The sequence below is a fragment of the Streptomyces sp. DSM 40750 genome, assembly GCF_024612035.1.
Classification (GTDB): Bacteria; Actinomycetota; Actinomycetes; order Streptomycetales; family Streptomycetaceae; genus Streptomyces.
Window position 1 is genome coordinate 4,958,851 of record NZ_CP102513.1, and the last position, 16,522, is coordinate 4,975,372.

At 70.4% G+C, this 16,522-nt stretch carries 14 protein-coding genes; 5 read left to right on the forward strand and 9 right to left on the reverse strand.

What is annotated here, in order from left to right; all coding sequences use genetic code 11:
• The first annotated feature begins 150 nt into the window (after positions 1-150).
• Complete coding sequence (locus tag JIX55_RS22185; protein WP_257569435.1) at positions 151-1,368, forward strand: L,D-transpeptidase; 1,218 nt, start codon at positions 151-153, stop codon at positions 1,366-1,368.
• 180 nt (positions 1,369-1,548) lie between these two features.
• Positions 1,549-2,307 carry a DUF6227 family protein gene (locus tag JIX55_RS22190; RefSeq protein WP_257565047.1) on the forward strand — a complete coding sequence of 253 codons (759 nt, stop codon included), beginning with the start codon at positions 1,549-1,551 and terminating at the stop codon, positions 2,305-2,307.
• Between the two features lie 41 nt (positions 2,308-2,348).
• Here JIX55_RS22190 and JIX55_RS22195 read toward each other — a convergent pair whose 3' ends face one another.
• From JIX55_RS22195 to JIX55_RS22215, 5 genes are all read right to left on the reverse strand, one after another.
• Complete coding sequence (locus tag JIX55_RS22195) at positions 2,349-2,624, reverse strand: hypothetical protein (RefSeq protein WP_257565048.1); 276 nt, start codon at positions 2,622-2,624, stop codon at positions 2,349-2,351.
• A 235-nt stretch (positions 2,625-2,859) separates the two neighbouring features.
• On the reverse strand, positions 2,860-4,947 hold the full coding sequence (locus tag JIX55_RS22200; RefSeq protein ID WP_257565049.1) for a PTS fructose transporter subunit IIABC: 2,088 nt from the start codon (positions 4,945-4,947) through the stop codon (positions 2,860-2,862).
• 175 nt (positions 4,948-5,122) lie between these two features.
• Entirely contained in the window at positions 5,123-6,070 is a 948-nt protein-coding gene (gene pfkB, locus JIX55_RS22205) for a 1-phosphofructokinase (RefSeq protein WP_257565050.1), read from the reverse strand.
• Positions 6,067-6,891, reverse strand: a complete 825-nt coding sequence (locus tag JIX55_RS22210; protein ID WP_257565051.1) for a DeoR/GlpR family DNA-binding transcription regulator — start codon at positions 6,889-6,891, stop codon at positions 6,067-6,069. The genes pfkB and JIX55_RS22210 overlap by 4 nt, the downstream gene beginning before the upstream one ends.
• A 165-nt stretch (positions 6,892-7,056) precedes the next feature.
• On the reverse strand, positions 7,057-8,682 hold the full coding sequence (locus JIX55_RS22215; RefSeq protein WP_257565052.1) for an MFS transporter: 1,626 nt from the start codon (positions 8,680-8,682) through the stop codon (positions 7,057-7,059).
• 102 nt (positions 8,683-8,784) lie between these two features.
• Between JIX55_RS22215 and JIX55_RS22220 the strand changes: the two genes are divergently transcribed.
• On the forward strand, positions 8,785-9,759 hold the full coding sequence (locus JIX55_RS22220; protein ID WP_257565053.1) for a helix-turn-helix transcriptional regulator: 975 nt from the start codon (positions 8,785-8,787) through the stop codon (positions 9,757-9,759).
• Between the two features lie 709 nt (positions 9,760-10,468).
• Here the strand turns inward: JIX55_RS22220 and JIX55_RS22225 are convergent.
• On the reverse strand, positions 10,469-11,464 hold the full coding sequence (locus JIX55_RS22225) for a sigma-70 family RNA polymerase sigma factor (protein WP_257565054.1): 996 nt from the start codon (positions 11,462-11,464) through the stop codon (positions 10,469-10,471).
• 193 nt (positions 11,465-11,657) lie between these two features.
• Here JIX55_RS22225 and JIX55_RS22230 point away from each other — a divergent pair, with 193 nt between their 5' ends.
• A complete protein-coding gene (locus tag JIX55_RS22230) occupies positions 11,658-12,176 on the forward strand; it encodes a GNAT family N-acetyltransferase (protein ID WP_257565055.1) in 519 nt (172 codons plus the stop codon).
• A 137-nt stretch (positions 12,177-12,313) separates the two neighbouring features.
• Here the strand turns inward: JIX55_RS22230 and JIX55_RS22235 are convergent, their stop codons facing one another.
• A complete protein-coding gene (locus JIX55_RS22235) occupies positions 12,314-13,099 on the reverse strand; it encodes a dioxygenase family protein (RefSeq protein WP_257565056.1) in 786 nt (261 codons plus the stop codon).
• A gap of 220 nt (positions 13,100-13,319) precedes the next feature.
• Here JIX55_RS22235 and JIX55_RS22240 point away from each other — a divergent pair, with 220 nt between their 5' ends.
• Positions 13,320-13,826 carry a MarR family winged helix-turn-helix transcriptional regulator gene (locus JIX55_RS22240; RefSeq protein WP_257565057.1) on the forward strand — a complete coding sequence of 169 codons (507 nt, stop codon included), beginning with the start codon at positions 13,320-13,322 and terminating at the stop codon, positions 13,824-13,826.
• A gap of 136 nt (positions 13,827-13,962) precedes the next feature.
• Here JIX55_RS22240 and JIX55_RS22245 read toward each other — a convergent pair whose 3' ends face one another.
• Positions 13,963-15,501: an MFS transporter gene (locus JIX55_RS22245; protein WP_257565058.1), complete on the reverse strand. Its 1,539-nt coding sequence runs from the start codon at positions 15,499-15,501 to the stop codon at positions 13,963-13,965.
• A gap of 274 nt (positions 15,502-15,775) precedes the next feature.
• Positions 15,776-16,426 (reverse strand): TetR/AcrR family transcriptional regulator, encoded by a 651-nt coding sequence (locus JIX55_RS22250; RefSeq protein ID WP_257565059.1) that lies wholly within the window; start codon positions 16,424-16,426, stop codon positions 15,776-15,778.
• Between the last annotated feature and the right edge of the window lie 96 nt (positions 16,427-16,522).

Sequence of the window (16,522 nt, forward strand, 5' to 3'; positions counted from 1 at the left end):
GCGGCTTTCGCCCGGGGCGATTGTCCCGGTTCTGTCACGTGATGTCGACGGGCGGGCATGGGGGGAACCCGCTCGGCCGTCGTTCGCTCCTTCTTCACGTACCGAGCGGATCACGTAGATCGCGTGGACACGAAGAAGCTGGAGCAGATCGTGACGAGGCCGAAGATTGCTGTGCGGCGTGCGACGGTGGCCTGTGCCGTGCTGGTGGTCGGTGCGCTGACCCTCACCGGCTGCGGCGGGGACGCCAAGGCCGACAACAAGAGGGGCGGCAAGGGGGCGTCGGCGGAGGACGCGGCGGCGCGGATCACGATCTCGGCGAAGGACGGGGCGACGGACGCGTCCATCAACGCGACCGGTGTGAAGGTCAGCGGCGGCAAGCTGACCGAGGTGAAGATGACCGCGGCGGAGGGCGGCGCGGTCGTGGCGGGCGAGATAGCGGCGGACGGGCGGTCCTGGAAGCCGAAGGAACAGTTGGAGCGCGGGACGAAGTACCGGATCTCCGCGACCGCGAAGAACGCCGAGGGGAAGACATCGGCGGCCAACTCCATCTTCACCACCGTCTCGACGGCGAACAGCTTCATCGGGACGTACACACCGGACAACGGCACCACGGTCGGGGCGGGGATGCCGGTGTCGTTCACCTTCGACAAGGCGATAACGGACCAGAAGGCCGTGCAGTCGCACATCACGGTGACGTCGAGCAGCGGGCAGGAGGTGGAGGGGCACTGGTTCGGGGCGCAGCGGCTCGACTTCCGGCCCGAGGAGTACTGGAAGGCCGGGTCCAAGGTCACGATGAAGATCGACCTGGACGGCGTGGAAGGCGCGAACGGCGTCTACGGCGTGCAGGACAAGACCGTCACCTTCACGGTCGGGCGCTCCCAGGTCTCCACGGTCGACGTCAACACACAGACCATGACGGTCGTACGGGACGGGAAGACGATCAAGACCGTGCCGATCTCGGCGGGCAGCGCGCAGAACCCGACGTACAACGGTCAGATGGTGATCTCGGAGAAGTTCACGCAGACGCGGATGAACGGATCGACGGTCGGGTTCGGCGGGGAGTACGACATCCCGGACGTGCCGCACGCGATGCGGCTGACGACCTCGGGCACCTTCGTCCACGGCAACTACTGGTACAGCAGGTCCAACCCGCCGTTCGGTCGGCAGGGCACCAGCCACGGCTGCGTCGGCCTCGCGGACGCCCAGGGGGCACAGGGAGACACGCTCGGCAAGTGGTTCTTCGACAACTCGCTGATCGGTGACGTCGTGGTCGTCAAGAACTCCCCGGACGAGACGGTCTCGCCGGACAACGGCCTCAACGGCTGGAACATGCCGTGGAGCGAGTGGACGGCGGGGAGCGCCAACTGACCACGGGCTTCCGGGAGTTCATGACACGGGCATCCGGGAGTTCGTCGGGCCGCGCGGGAACCAACCGCGCGGCTCCGGCGTTTTAGGAACGTACGTTTTCTCGGTTCCCGGACATGATGTCCGACCGAGGGGCTACGGTATGCACCCACAAGGTGACATGCAGCAACGCCGGGAGAAACCTTGAGCGTTCCGTACGAGACGGCAGCGTACGAGCCACCCGAGTCGCCCGAGTCTCCTGAGGAGCACCTCGCGCGACTCCTCGGCCGCGCCCTGAACTCCTTCGAGCTGCCCGACGAGACCATACGGCAGCTCGACTGCGCTCTGGCGCACGACAGCTCGTTGCACTCCGCGCACTACAGTTCGGGGCTGCACCGGGCGACGTACCGGCACACATGGCTGCTCGCCGACGGCTCCGCCGTCACCCTGTGGGAGCTGGTGCACAACACGGTGCCCGGCAGTGACACCCAGCACGAGGTGTACACGGACGACGAGGAGCTGCGGGCCGCCACCGCGCGCCTGCCGCTGCCGCCGGACGCCCCCGACTTCGAGCTGCCCACCATGGTGGAGCTGGCGGCGTTCCCGGAGCCGCGCCACGAGTATGTGCCGGACGACTCGGCGGACCACGCCCGTCGGCTGCTGCGGCGCGCGGAGAATCCGGACCCTCCTGGGGACGAGCTCGCCACGCTGCTGCTGCGGACCGCGTTCGCGCACGAGATCACCCAGGCCTTCGGCCGCCCGCACCGCCCCGCTCGGCATGGCAGGCCCGGGTTGAGCTTCTCGCTCTACGAGCACGCGTTCCTGCTCACCGACGGGCAGGAGATCTCCCTCTGGGAGGTCGAGCACACGGCCACTCCGGACGGACGCCATATGTGCGAGGTGTACTCGACGGAGGACGCGGCCCGGGCCGCGATGGAGCGGCGGGCGGGGATGCTCGGCTGATCCGGCGCCGACCTCGGCACTCGACGACGACAGCCGGTCTCCTACCGGCGGTCGTCGCTGAACTGGCGGGCCAGGAACGCGAAGGCGTCCTGTTCCGCCGGGGTCAGCTCCACGTGCTCCACGTGCGGACCCTTGTGGCGCTGGTGGGGCAGGGCCCGCAGGCGCTGCCCACGGCCGCGGGCCAGCTCGGCGAAGCGGCCACGGTGGACCTCGCGGTCCCGGCGCAGAACGCGGACGAGCACGGCGACCCAGATGACCGCCGCGAGGGCGAGGGCGGCCACGCCCACCAGCTGGAGGATCGACACATGCTCAGGCATGCCCTCCAGTAGACACCACCGGAAGGGACTTTGAGCCCGGACCGTGACGTATCTCGCAGGTACGGCGTACAAGTCACAGGGGTTGTAAAGGCGCCCAAAGGGGCGCACGGGGCGTCCGACCCGCTCGTGGGAAACGCGTCCGGCCGCAGTCCCCCTCGCGAGAGGGGGACTGCGGCCGTCGTACGGTCACGGCTTCAGGCCGGGACCGGCGTTCCCACGGGTGGTGCTCAGTCGCTCAGGCCGCGACCGGCTCCTTGGCCTCCGCCTTGGCGGTGGCGGGAGCGGACTCGGGCGCCGTGCCCGGCTGGGTCTTGCGCATGCCCTTCAGGATGATGACCAGGCCGGCCGTGATCGCCGTACCGACCGCGATGGCCAGCAGGTAGAGGAACGGCTTGCCGATCAGCGGGGTGACCCAGATGCCGCCGTGGGGAGCGCGCAGGGTCGAGCCGAAGGCCATGGCCAGCGCGCCGGTGACCGCGCCGCCCGCCATGGAGGCCGGGATGACCCGCAGCGGGTCGGCGGCGGCGAACGGGATCGCGCCCTCCGAGATGAAGGAGGCGCCGAGCACCCAGGCCGCCTTGCCGTTCTCGCGCTCGGCGGTGGTGAAGAGCTTCTTGCGGATCGTGGTGGCGAGGGCCATGCCCAGCGGCGGGACCATGCCGGCCGCCATGACCGCCGCCATGATCTTCATCGCGGAGTCGCTGGGGTCCTGCACGGCGATACCGGCGGTGGCGAAGGCGTAGGCGACCTTGTTGACCGGACCGCCCAGGTCGAAGCACATCATCAGGCCGAGGAGGACGCCGAGCAGGATCGCGTTGCTGCCGGAGAGGCCGCTCAGCCAGTCGGTCATGCCCTTCTGGGCCTCGGCGATGGGCTTGCCGATCACCACCAGCATCAGGAAGCCGACGACCAGCGACGAGATCAGCGGGATCACGACCACCGGCATGATGCCGCGCAGCACCGGCGGGATCTTGATCCGCTGGATACCGAGGACGACCGCACCGGCGATCAGACCGGCGGCCAGACCACCGAGGAAACCGGCGTTGATGTTCGCGGCGATCATGCCGCCGACGAAGCCCGGGACGAGACCGGGCCGGTCCGCCATGCCGTACGCGATGTAGCCGGCGAGGACGGGGATCAGGAAGCCGAAGGCGACGACACCGATCTGGAACAGCAGGGCCGCCCAGCTGTCGATCTGGAGCCAGTCGAAGTGCTCGGTGACCGGCTTGGCCTGGTTGATCTCCCACCCGCCGATCGCGAACCCGAGGGCGATCAGCAGACCGCCCGCCGCGACGAACGGGACCATGTAGCTCACGCCGGACATCAGCCACTTGCGCAGCTTGGTGCCGTAGCCCTCGCCGGGCTCGCCCGCGCGGTCGACAGGGGTGCCCGGGCGGGCGGCGGCCGTGACCTCGCCGCGCTCGGCCTTCCCGCGGACCTCGGTGATCAGTTGGGCGGGGCGGTTGATGCCCGCCTTCACACCGACGTCGACGGTGGGCTTCCCGGCGAACCGGTCCTTCTCCCGTACGGGCACGTCGTGGGCGAAGATCACGCCGTCGGCGGCGGCGATGACCGCCGGGTCGAGCCGGGTGAAACCGGCCGAGCCCTGCGTCTCGACGACGATCTCGACGTCACCGGCGTCGCGGCCCGCGTTCTCCAGCGACTCGGCTGCCATGTAGGTGTGCGCGATGCCGGTGGGGCAGGAGGTGACGGCGACGATACGGAAGGGGCGGGCCTCGGCGGGGGCGGCCTCCTGCGGAGCGCTCGGGGCCGGGGTCGCGGTCGTGTCCGTGCTGCCCGCGGCGGCGTCGGGGGAGGCCGTTCCGCCCGACGCCGCCGCGGAGTCTTCGGTGCCCGAGGTGTTCTCAGCGGGCTGCGCGTCCTCGTCGCCCCGGATGAGCGCGGCGGCGCGGGCCGCGTCGTCCACGGCGCGCAGCGCGTCCGTGAACTCGGTGTTCATCAGCTGTCGGGCGAGGGAGGACAGGATCGTGAGGTGGGCGTCGTCGGCGCCGGCCGGGGCGGCGATCAGGAAGATCAGGTCGGCGGGACCGTCGGGCGCGCCGAAGTCGATCCCGGCCGCGCTGCGACCGAAGGCGAGGGTCGGCTCGGTGACGTGCTCGCTTCGGCAGTGCGGGATGCCGATGCCGCCGTCGAGGCCGGTGGGCATCTGCGCCTCACGGGCGGCCACGTCGGCGAGGAAGCCGTCCAGGTCGGTGACCCGGCCCTTCGCCACCATGCGCTCGGCGAGGGCACGTGCCGCCGCTTCCTTCGTATCGGCGGACAGGTCGAGGTCGACCAGATCCGCGGTGATCATCTCGCTCATCGCGGGCTCCTTCGCACGCGTATCGCCCGGGGGGTGTGGTGGGCGGGGGTGGGGACGGAAGTGTGGGGGGCACGGGCCGCTGGGGCCGACGGGGTGCGGGGTGGGGCGGTGGTGAGTAAGGCGAGTAACTCGTGGCCCCCACCGCTCGGGGCATCCCGGAGCGGGCGCATCGCGCTCATGACACCGGCTCCTTCAGCATCCGGTCCGCCGGTACCTCCGCTGTCACCGTCACCGCGGCCGGGTCCAGGTCGGCCGGGGTCGGCATGACGCTGCCGGGGAGTTGTACGGCGGCGGCGCCGTGGGCGACGGCGGAGGCGAGGGCCTCGGGGCCGTTCCCACCGGCGATCAGGAAGCCGGCGAGGGAGGAGTCGCCGGCGCCGACGTTGCTGCGGACGACGTCGACGCGGGCGCTGCCGAACCAGGCGCCCGAGGCGTCGACGAGCAGCTGCCCGTCGGCGCCGAGGCTGGCCAGCACCGCGCCCGCGCCCATCTCGCGGAGCTCCTCCGCGGCCTTGACGGCGTCGCCGACGGTGGCGAGCGGGCGGCCCACGGCCTCCGCGAGTTCCTCGGCGTTCGGCTTGACCACGTCGGGGCGTTCGCGGAGCGCGGCCAGCAGGGCCGGGCCCGAGGTGTCCAGCGCGATGCGGGCGCCGGCCGCGTGGGCGCGGGCGACGAGTGCGGCGTACCAGGACGGGGCGAGGCCGCGCGGGAGGCTGCCGCAGCAGGCGATCCAGGAGGCGTCGGCGGACTGGGCGCGGACGGTCTCCAGGAGGAGTTCCTCTTCGGCGGCCGACAGCTCCGGGCCCGGCGCGTTGATCTTCGTCAGGACGCCGTCGGCCTCGGCGAGGGCGATGTTGGACCGGGTCGCCCCGGCCACCGTCACCCGTGCGACCTGGATGCCCTGCGCGTCGAGCAGGTCCGCGACCAGCGCGCCCGGCGCGCCGCCCAGCGGCAGTACGGCCACGGTGCGCCGCCCGGCGGCGGCGACCGCGCGGGAGACGTTGACGCCCTTGCCGCCCGGGTCCATTCGTTCGCCGGTGGCCCGGATGACCTCACCGCGGTCGAGGGAGGGGACCTCGTACGTACGGTCGAGGGACGGGTTCGGGGTGACGGTGAGGATCATGAGCGGTCTTTCCGGCCGTTGGTCCGGCCCGCGGCGGAGCCGCTGACGGGCTCCGCGCCCGGGACACGCCGCACTTCGGTGCCCTTGCGCTCGATGGCGAGGGCGTCTTCGGGGCTCAGCCCGCTGTCGGTGATCAGCAGGTCCACATCGCTCAGGTCGCCGAAGCGGGCGAAGTGCTCCTGGCCGTGCTTGGAGGAGTCGGCGAGCAGCACCACGCGCCGAGCGGCGGCCACCGCCGCTCGCTTCACCGCGGCCTCGGCGAGGTCGGGGGTGGTCAGGCCGTGCTCGACGGAGAAGCCGTTGGCCGCCACGAAGAGGACATCGGCGCGGATCTCGCCGTAGGCCCGGAGCGCCCAGGCGTCCACGGCGGCGCGCGTGCGGTGGCGGACGCGGCCGCCGACCAGGTGGAGCTGGATGCCGGGGTGGTCGGCGAGGCGGGCCGCGATCGGCAGGCTGTGCGTGACCGCGGTGAGCGCGGCCTCCAGCGGGATCGCGGCGGCGAGGCGCGCGACCGTCGTGCCGGCGTCGAGGACGACCGTGCCGTCGCTCGGCAGTTCGGCGAGGGCGGCCTGCGCGATACGGTCCTTCTCGTCGGCCGCGGTGCCCTCGCGCTCGGCCAGGTCGGGCTCGAAGTCAAGGCGCCCGGCGGGAATCGCGCCGCCGTGCACCCGCTGGACGAGGCCGGCGCGGTCGAGGGCCTTCAGATCCCGGCGGATCGTCTCCGCCGTTACCTGGAACTCCTCGGCCAGCGACACCACGTCCACCCGGCCGCCGTCACGGGCGAGCCGGAGGATCTCCTGCTGCCGCTCCGGTGCGTACATGTCCGTTCACCTCCGACCGATGCCCGATTCTGTGGTTTCGATCGGGAGGCTACGCCCGGATTTCCGAAAAGTAAACAGGTTCGGGCGCGACTCGGACATGATCGGGCTTACGGCAGGAGCGGGGCGGGCACCTCGGGTGCCGCGCCCCGCTCTCGTCGCCGCCGGTCACGGCACCAACTGCGACTCCCGCTCCGTGTCTTCCACCGTTCCCACCGCTTCGGCCGCCTCATGGTCCACCACCGAGGATCGCCCCGGCAGGGCGAACATCAGCAGGAAGATCGCCAGCAGGACCGCGGCCACCCAGCCGAGCGCGTACTCGAAGGCGTCCACGAAGGCGGGGCCGATCTCGGCGGGGAGCAGGTGGTCCTCCATGACGCCGAAGAAGACGACGGCGACGAGGCCGAGGCCGAGCGCGTTGCCCATCTGCTGGACCGTGCTGATCAGCCCGGACGCGGAACCGGCGTGCTCGCGCGGGACGCCGGAGAGGATCGCGTCGGTCAGCGGGGCGACGATGAGTCCCATGCCCGCGCCCATCACGACCAGCGGGAGCGCCATCTGCCAGGGGGTGATGGCGAGGCCGTACCGTTCGGACTCCGCCAGGTACAGCAGCACGCCGGCCGCCATCAGCAGCGCGCCCGCCTGGAGGACCTTGCGGCCGAAGCGCGGGACGAGCTTCTGGACCGAGATCCCCGCCGCGACCGAGACCGCGAGGGAGAACGGGATGCCGGTGAGGCCGGCCTTCAGGACGCTCCAGCCGAGGCCGGTCTGGAGGTAGAGGGTCCAGACGAGGAAGAAGACGCCGAGGGCGATGCCGAACACGGTCTGTACGGCGATGCCGGCCGCGAAGCTCTTCACCTTGAACAGCGACAGTTCGATCAGCGGGGAGCCGTCGCGCGCGGTCTTGCGCCGCTCGTACGCCACCAGCGCCGCGAACACGACCAGCGAGCCGGCCATCGAGACGTACCCCCACAGCGGCCAGCCCAGCTCCCGGCCCCGGGTGAGCGGGTAGAGCAGCATCAGCAGGCCGCCGGTGACCAGGGCGACGCCCACGAGGTCCAGCTTCAGAGCGTGCGGGGCCTTGGACTCGGTGATGAAACGGCGGCCCAGGATCAGGCCCGCGACGCCGACCGGAAGGTTGATCAGGAAGATCGCCCGCCATTCGAGGCCGAGCGGGTTCCACTCGATGAGCAGGGCGCCGAGCAGCGGGCCGGAGACCGCGCCGAGGCCCACGATCGCGCCGAACAGCCCGAACACCTTGCCCCGTTCGTGCGCCGGGAAGGTCGCGTGCACGATCGACAGCACCTGCGGGACCATCAGCGCGGCGGTCGCGCCCTGCGCGATCCTCGCCGCCACCAGCATCTCCGGGTTCGCGGCGAGGCCGCACAGTGCGGAGGCGAGCGTGAAGCCGCCGATGCCGAGGAGGAAGATCCGCCTACGGCCGTGGATGTCGCCGAGTCGCCCGCCGGTGACGAGGCCCGCCGCGAAGGCGAGGGCGTAGCCGGCGGTGATCCACTGGATCTGGCTGAACGTGGCGTGTTCGCTTCGCTGGATGGAGGGGATGGCGATGTTGACGATGGTGACGTCCACAAGGTCCATGAAGGCGGCGGTCATGACGATGGCGAGGGCGATCCATCGTCGGCGGTCGGCTCCGCCGGGGGGCGCGTCGAGCGCCGTTCGGGTATCTGCCGTGGGGTCGCTGCCGGTTGGTTGTGGCTGGTCGCGCAGTTCCCCGCGCCCCTTCAGGGCGCTTGTGCTCAGGGACGTGTCGAGTACGGGCTCGCTTGAGGTCATGGCCCGAAGCTAGAAGGCCAGTAGGTCAGGTCATGTCCTACTTCTGCGGCATGCTCGGGGCATGACGACAACAGGGAAACCGTGGGTCGGGAAGGGGCTCTCATGACCACCGACACCCCCGCCCGGCTGCTTCAGCTCCTCTCCCTCCTCCAGACGCCTCGCGAGTGGCCCGGCGGTGAGCTGGCCGACCGGCTCGGGGTTTCGCGTCGTACGGTCCGGCGGGACATCGACCGGCTGCGGGAGCTGGGTTATCCGGTGCAGGCGACCATGGGAGCCGAGGGCGGGTATCGACTGGTGGCCGGGAAGGCCATGCCCCCGCTCGTGCTGGACGACGAGGAGGCCGTGGCGATCGCGGTGGGGCTGCGGGCCGGGGCCGGGCACGCGGTGGAAGGGGTGGACGAGGCCTCCGTGCGGGCGCTCGCCAAGCTCGAACAGGTGCTGCCGTCGCGGCTGCGCCACCGGGTCTCCACACTGCAGGCCGCCACCACTCCCCTGACCAGCGGCGACGGGGCGACCGTCACGCCCGAGACGCTGACCGTGATGGCCTCGGCGGTGGCGGGCCACGAACGTCTCCGCTTCGCCTACCGCTCCGGCGACGGCACGGACTCGCGCCGCCACTGCGAGCCGTACCGGCTCGTCTCGACCGGCCGCCGCTGGTATCTCGTCGCGTACGACCTCGACCGCGCCGACTGGCGTACCTTCCGGGTCGACCGGGTCGAGGAGCCCTTCGCCACGGGCGCCCGGTTCACGCCGCGCGAGCTGCCTACGGGGAGTGCCGAGGAGTATCTGAGGCAGTCGATGTACCGGCGCCAGGAGACGTACGCGTTCGACGTCACCTTCGCCGCGCCCGTGGAGTTCATCGCGGCCCGGCTCCCTCGCTGGTTCGGCACTCCCGAACCCGTCGACGAGCACAGCTGCCGGCTGCGGGCCTCCGTCGGCGACTCCGTGGAGTGGCTGGCGGTACGGCTCGCCGTCGTCGACTGCGACTTCACGGTGCACGAGCCGCCGGAACTGGTCGGGTACATACGGGAGTTGGGCGCGCGGCTGGCCCGGGCGGCGGGCGGCGACGAGGGGTGAGGCGGCGGCCGCCGGGGCCCTGACGTGCGGGTATGGCGCCGCCACGCCTGCGGCGGAGTGTGGGTGCCCCTGTGACACAATCTGCCATTCGGGTCACCCCGGGGTTCAGGTCCGGGGTGGCCCTTTGGTCTGCCAGGACGCCTTGGGCCGGGCCAGGCCGAGCCGAGCCGTCCTGACGAAATGGAGCCGGGCTCCGGCGCCAGGGGGGGGAGGCGCCGAAGCCCGGCTCTGGGAGAGTCCCGGCGCTGGGGGGAGAGCGTCGGGACTCGGCTTCGGGTGGCTTCGGATTGCTGCGGTTCGCTGCGGTCGGTCGGCTGTGCTTTGTTTCGGCTTGCTGCGGCTTGCTTCGGCTTCAGTCGGCTTCGACGAAGACGACGACGTACGGCGGCACAGGCTTCGCTTCGGTGCGTTGTGGTGCCCCGACTCCCTCGGACTCCGGGTCCCGGGCCTGGCGGCTCCGGGCCCGGTGAAGTGGTGGGCCCGGAAGTCTTGTGCCCCGGGATCGGGGAGTTGAAGCGGCGTAGAACAGCCAAGGTGTGGCCGAGTGGCCGACGTATGGCGGTACCCCGGGGCCGGACCCCGCGGCGGCCCCCAGGGGAGGGCAGAGCCTACGGGGTCCCGGTCCGCACCGGGCTCCGGTCCGGGGCCGGAGCCTCGGGCCGTATCCAGCCATCAACCGCCCTCGGGCATCAACCGCCCTCGGGTCGGATCAGGCGGCCGCGTCGAAGCCCGTGTCGCGGGCGAGCTTCTTCAGTTCGAGCAGGGCGTGCTTCTCGATCTGGCGGATCCGCTCGCGGGTGAGCCCGTGCTCCTTGCCGACCTCGGTGAGCGTGCGCTCGCGGCCGTCCTCGATGCCGTACCGCATCTTGATGATGGAGGCGGTGCGCTGGTCGAGGCGTCCGATCAGGCTGTCCAGCTCCTCGCTGCGCAGCAGCGTGAGCACGGACTGCTCGGGCGAGACCGCGGAGGTGTCCTCCAGCAGGTCGCCGAACTGGGTGTCGCCGTCGTCGTCCACCGACATGTTCAGCGAGACCGGGTCGCGGGCCCAGTCCAGGACGTCGCTGACGCGGTCCGGGTTGGAGCCGAGCTCGGTGGCGATCTCCTGGGGCTCGGGGTCGCGCCCGTGCTCACGGTTGAACTCGCGCTGGACGCGGCGGATCCGGCCCAGCTCCTCGACGAGGTGGACGGGCAGCCGGATGGTGCGCGACTGGTCGGCTATCGAACGGGTGATGGCCTGACGGATCCACCAGGTGGCGTAGGTGGAGAACTTGAAGCCCTTGCGGTAGTCGAACTTCTCGACCGCGCGGACCAGGCCGGCGTTGCCCTCCTGGATGAGGTCCAGCAGGGGCAGGCCGCTGCGGGGATAGCGCCGGGCGACGGCCACGACGAGTCGCAGGTTCGACCGGATGAAGATGTCCTTGGCCCGCTCGCTGTCGGCGACGAGGGCCTGAAGCTCCTCGCGGGTGGCGTCCGCCCTGGCCTCCTCCTCGCCGTCGAGGATCTGCTGCGCGAACACACCCGCCTCGATGATCTGGGACAGCTCGACTTCCTTGGCGGCGTCGAGCAGCGGTGTACGCGCGATCTCGTCGAGGTACATGCCGACCAGGTCGCGGTCGGCGATCTCGCCGCCAGAGGCGCGAACGCTGCGAGCCGCGTCGGTCCGGCCGGCGGACGAACGACGAGCGGCGACGGCACGGGTTGCCATGCGTGCTCCCTTGCGATGGTGGGCTGGCAGGGTCGTATCTGGTCCAACAGGGGTCTTGATGCGGCCGCTCGGACACTCTCCCGAGTGCCCTGCTTCCGATGGAAACAACGACTGGAATCAGGACAGAATTCCCAACCCGTCCCACTATTTTTCTGATCTTGCAGTACCCTGTGCCGCCACAGGAGGAGGCGGGATGTCGGCGGAGTCCGCAGAGGTGCAGGTCAGACCAGGAGTCGAGACCGACCTCACCGCCCTCACCGACATCTACAACCACTACGTCCGTGAGACGCCCATCACATTCGATACCACTGTCTTCACTCCGGAAGAGCGCCTTCCTTGGCTCCTCTCCCACCTTGAAGACGGCCCGCATCGCCTGATGGTTGCCATGTCCACGGACTCACAGAGGATTCTTGGCTACGCCACGAGCAGCGCGTTTCGCGCGAAACCGGCGTACGACACCTCGGTGGAGGTGTCGATATACCTCGCCCGGGACGCGGGCGGCCGGGGCGTCGGCACGCTGTTGTACAAGGCCCTGTTCGAGGCCCTCGCCGACGAGGACCTCCACCGCGCCTACGCCGGCATCGCCCAGCCGAACGAGGCGTCGACGCGGCTGCACGAGCGGTTCGGGTTCCGGTACGTGGGGACGCACCGGGAGGTCGGGCGGAAGTTCGGGCGGTATTGGGATGTGGCCTGGTACGAGAAGGAGCTCTGAGGGCCAGGAACGGGGCCTGGGGAGCTTCGCCATCGCGGCGCGGATCGCCTCGGTGACGTCGATGCCCAGGTCCCCCATCAGCCGACGGTCGTCGACTTCACCGCGCCGGCGCTGATCCCGAGGGAAACGGCGGGCCCCTACCCGAACTGCACCGACCGCTTGGCCAACCCCTTCCAGAAGCCGTCGATCACCGACTGCTGGGCGTCCAGTTCGCCGGCGGCCTCGGCCGCGCCCATCGTGACGAAGAGGGGGGCGAAGTGCTCGGTGCGGGGGTGGGCCAGTTGGCCGGCCGGGGACTTGTGGAGGAAGTCGAGGAGGGCGTCCCAGTCGCGGGACTCCAACGCGCGGTGGCCCCAGTCGTCGAACTCAGCGGACCAGGTGGGGGTGCCGGGCTGGCGGAGGGCGGCGAGGTTGTGGGTGAAGAAGCCGGAGCCGACGACGAGGACGCCCTCGTCGCGGAGGGGGGCGAGCTTGCGGCCGATGTCCATCAGGCGGACCGGGTCCAGGGTCGGCATGGAGATCTGGAGGACCGGGATGTCGGCGTCCGGGTACATCTCCACGAGGGGGACGTACGCGCCGTGGTCGAGGCCTCGGTCCGGGATGTCCTGGACAGGGATGCCGGGGGCCTGGAGGAGCTTGCGGACCGAGGCCGCCAGCTCGGGGGCGCCGGGGGCTCCGTACCGCACCTTGTAGTAGTGCTCCGGGAAGCCCCAGAAGTCGTAGACCAGAGGGACCGGGTCGACCGCGCCGAGGGCGAGGGGGGCCTCCTCCCAGTGCGCGGAGACCATGAGGATCGCCTTCGGGCGGGGCAGGGTCGCGGACCAGGCGGCGAGTTCGCCGGGCCAGATCGGGTCGTCGGCGAGCGGCGGGGCCCCGTGGCTCAGATAGAGGGCGGGCATGCGCTCGGCGGTGGCGGCGGACATAGGGGTGACTCCCTCAACACACACGCGACGCACACGAGCACACCTCGCACCTCACGCCTCGGCGGGAACGGTGGTCGCTTTTTGTCTCCTGGTTTTCTTTCGCGCCTTCCGGCGCTTGAGACTTCCCCCAACTCCCCAGTGGTTGAAGTCTCAATATTTCTTGTTTCACCTTACATCTCTATAGTTCAATTTTCAAGAAGGGTCCTCGTACAGTGGGGGTATGAAGACCGCATCCGCCGACGAAGAACCCCGCTGGCTCAGCGACGAGGAGCAGCGCACCTGGCTTGCATATGTGCACGCCGCGACCCTTCTTGAGGACCATCTCGACCGTCAGTTGCAGCGCGACGCGGGCATGCCGCATCTCTACTACCACCTTCTCGTGGTCCTGTCCGCGGCGCCGGAGCGGCGGCTGCGGATGACCGAGCTGGCGATGCGGACGAAGATCACGCGGTCGCGTCTGTCACACGCCGTGGCCCGGCTGGAGAAGAACGGGTGGGTGCGGCGCGAGGACTGCCCGTCGGACAAGCGGGGGCAGTTCACGGTCCTGACGGACGGGGGGCTCGAGATGCTCTCGAAGAGCGCGCCGGGGCATGTGGCCGCGGTGCGGCAGGCGCTGTTCGACCGGTTGTCGTCGGAACAGCAGAAGGCCCTCGGCGAGATCATGGGGATCATCGCGGAGGGACTTCAGCCGACGGAGGCCGGTGCCGATCTGCCTTGGCTTCGGTAGGGGGCCTTTCCGTCGTGGAGATGTGCGTTGTGCGGGTCGGCGGGCGCTGGTCGCGCCCACGCGGCGGAGCCGCATATCGGCACAGCACCGCGCCCCTGGAAGGAGAAGGGGCTGCGCCCCTTCTCCTTCCGACCTGTCAGTGAGCGATCACCGGGACCTTCACCCCGTCCAGCGCGTCCTCGCCCTCTCCCGTCGTCGCCGTCATGTCCGGCTTGCCCGTCGTGACGAGGGTGAAGGCGATGACGGCGGAGGCGACGAGGATGGCCACGGCGAACCAGATGGCGCTGGTGTAGCCGTTGACCATGCCCTGGAGTTCCACCAGTTGGGCGGCCGACTTCGACGTGGCCGTGCCGATGTGGTCCTCGATGTAGGACGTGGTCGCGGAGGCGGCGATCGTGTTCAGGAGGGCCGTGCCGATGGCGCCGCCGACCTGCTGGGAGGTGTTGACCATCGCGGAGGCCACGCCCGCGTCACGCGGTTCGACGCCGTGGGTCGCGAGGGACATCGCCGGCATGAACGCCGTACCCATGCCGAGGCCGAGCAGCAGCTGGGCCGGCAGGAGCAGACCCACGAACGAGGAGTCGATCTCCATCTGGGTGAGCAGGAGCATGCCCAGGCCGGCGACCAGGAAGCCCGGGGCCATCAGCAGGCGCGGCGGGACCCGGGTCATGAGGCGGGTGCCGATCTGGGTGGAGCCGATGATCATGCCCGTGATCATGGGCAGGAAGGCGAAGCCGGTCTTGACCGGGGAGTACCCCTTCACGATCTGCAGGTAGTAGGTCAGGAAGAGGAAGAGGCCGAACATCGCGATGATCGCGAGGCCGAGCGAGAGGTAGACACCGCCGCGGTTGCGCTCGGTGATCACGCGCAGCGGCAGCAGCGGGGCCTTGACCTTGGACTCGACCAGCACGAAGGCCGCGAGGAGCGCCACGGAGGCGACGAACAGGGAGACGGTCGTCGAGTCGCCCCAGCCGTCGGACTCGGCCCGCGTGAAGGCGTAGACCAGGGTGACCAGACCCAGGGTGGACAGGACCACGCCGGGGATGTCGAGCGGGGAGCGGTTGCGGCCGCCCGCGGGCTCACGGATGACGAAGTACGCGCCGACCGCCGCGATCACCGCGAACGGGATGTTGACGAAGAACGTCCAGCGCCAGTCCAGGTACTCGGTCAGGAAGCCACCGAGAATCAGTCCCACGGCGCCGCCGCCACCGGCGATCGCGCCGTAGATGCCGAACGCCTTGGCGCGCTCCTTGGCGTCGGTGAACATCACGGCGAGGAGGGAGAGCGCGGCGGGCGCGAGCAGCGCGCCGAAGGCGCCCTGGAGCGCGCGGGCGCCCAGCATCATCGCCTCACCGGTGGCCGCACCGCCCAGCGCGGAGGCGCCGGCGAAGCCGATCAGACCGGTGACGAAGGTGCGCTTGCGGCCCCACAGGTCGGAGATGCGTCCGCCGAAGAGGAGCAGACCGCCGAAGGCCAGCGCGTACGCGGTGATGACCCATTGGCGGTTGCCGTCCGATATCCCCAGGTCCTGCTGGGCGGACGGAAGGGCGATGTTCACGATGGTCGCGTCGAGCACGACCATCAGCTGGGCGAGGGCGATGAAGACCAGCGCTTTCCAGCGGTTGGAGTGCGAGTCGTCCACCGATTCGGGGACGCTGCGGACTGTTTCAGACATGGGGATACCCACTTCGGGACTTCGTGACGGAAATATCGGTATCGGGGTGAAGAAAAGTCGTTGGCAGAGAAGTCGGCGGCGGAGAAGTCGGTGACAGAAACGCCGTTGACGGAAAAGTCGGCGACAGAAACGTCCTTGACGGAAAAGTCAGTGACAGAAACGCCGTTGGCGGAAAAGTCGGTGACGGAAACGCCGGTGGCGGGCGACGAGAAGGGTGTCCGGAGACAGCGGCTCGTCGTCGTCGACAGCCGTGAGCCCGGTGGGTCGGATCAGGTCAGGACTGGCATGGCCTCCGCAGGTCCTCAACGGTCACGGGAGTGCCGGGCAGGACGGAGGGGGCCGGGGCCCGCAGGCCGTCCAGGAACAGTTGCAGGTGGCGGTGGAGGAACGGGTCGGTGCCCGCGCACTGGGTTCCGGCCGGAGGCCTGCTGAGCTGGCTGACGGCGATCATCAGGTCGCCGACGCCCACGTCGGCGCGGAGCTGCCCGGCGTCCCGGGCGCGCCGCATGATCCCTTCGACCTGCCCCTCCAGCCGCTCGCGCGCCGCCTCCAGGTCGGGGTGGTACTTGTCGAACGTGCTCTGGACCATCGGACAGAGCGCGCTGATCCGCTCGTCCGCGGAGGTGTGCACGAAGCGCGACAGCGCCTCGAACGCGTCACCGGTCTCGGTGAGCGCGACCTCGGCCGCCAGGGCCGTACGGTCCATGACCGAGCAGACGACCTCGCGGACCAGTGCGTCGCGGTCCGGGAAGTTGCGGTACAGCGTGGCGTTGCCCACGCCGGCCCGGCGGGCGACCTCGTCGAGCGGCACGTCGGGGCCGAACTCCACGAACATCTCCCGGGCGGCGGTGACGATCCGCTCCCGATTGCGCAGGGCGTCGGCCCGCGGGCGGGACACCTTGCGACGTACGGCGGCGGTCTCCACGGTGTGCTCCTCTTCCTGATCCGGCGAAGTGGGGGGGGTGCCCGGTGGCTATCCGGGGATGGAGTCCCCGTTTCGCTCGGACACATGACCAAACGG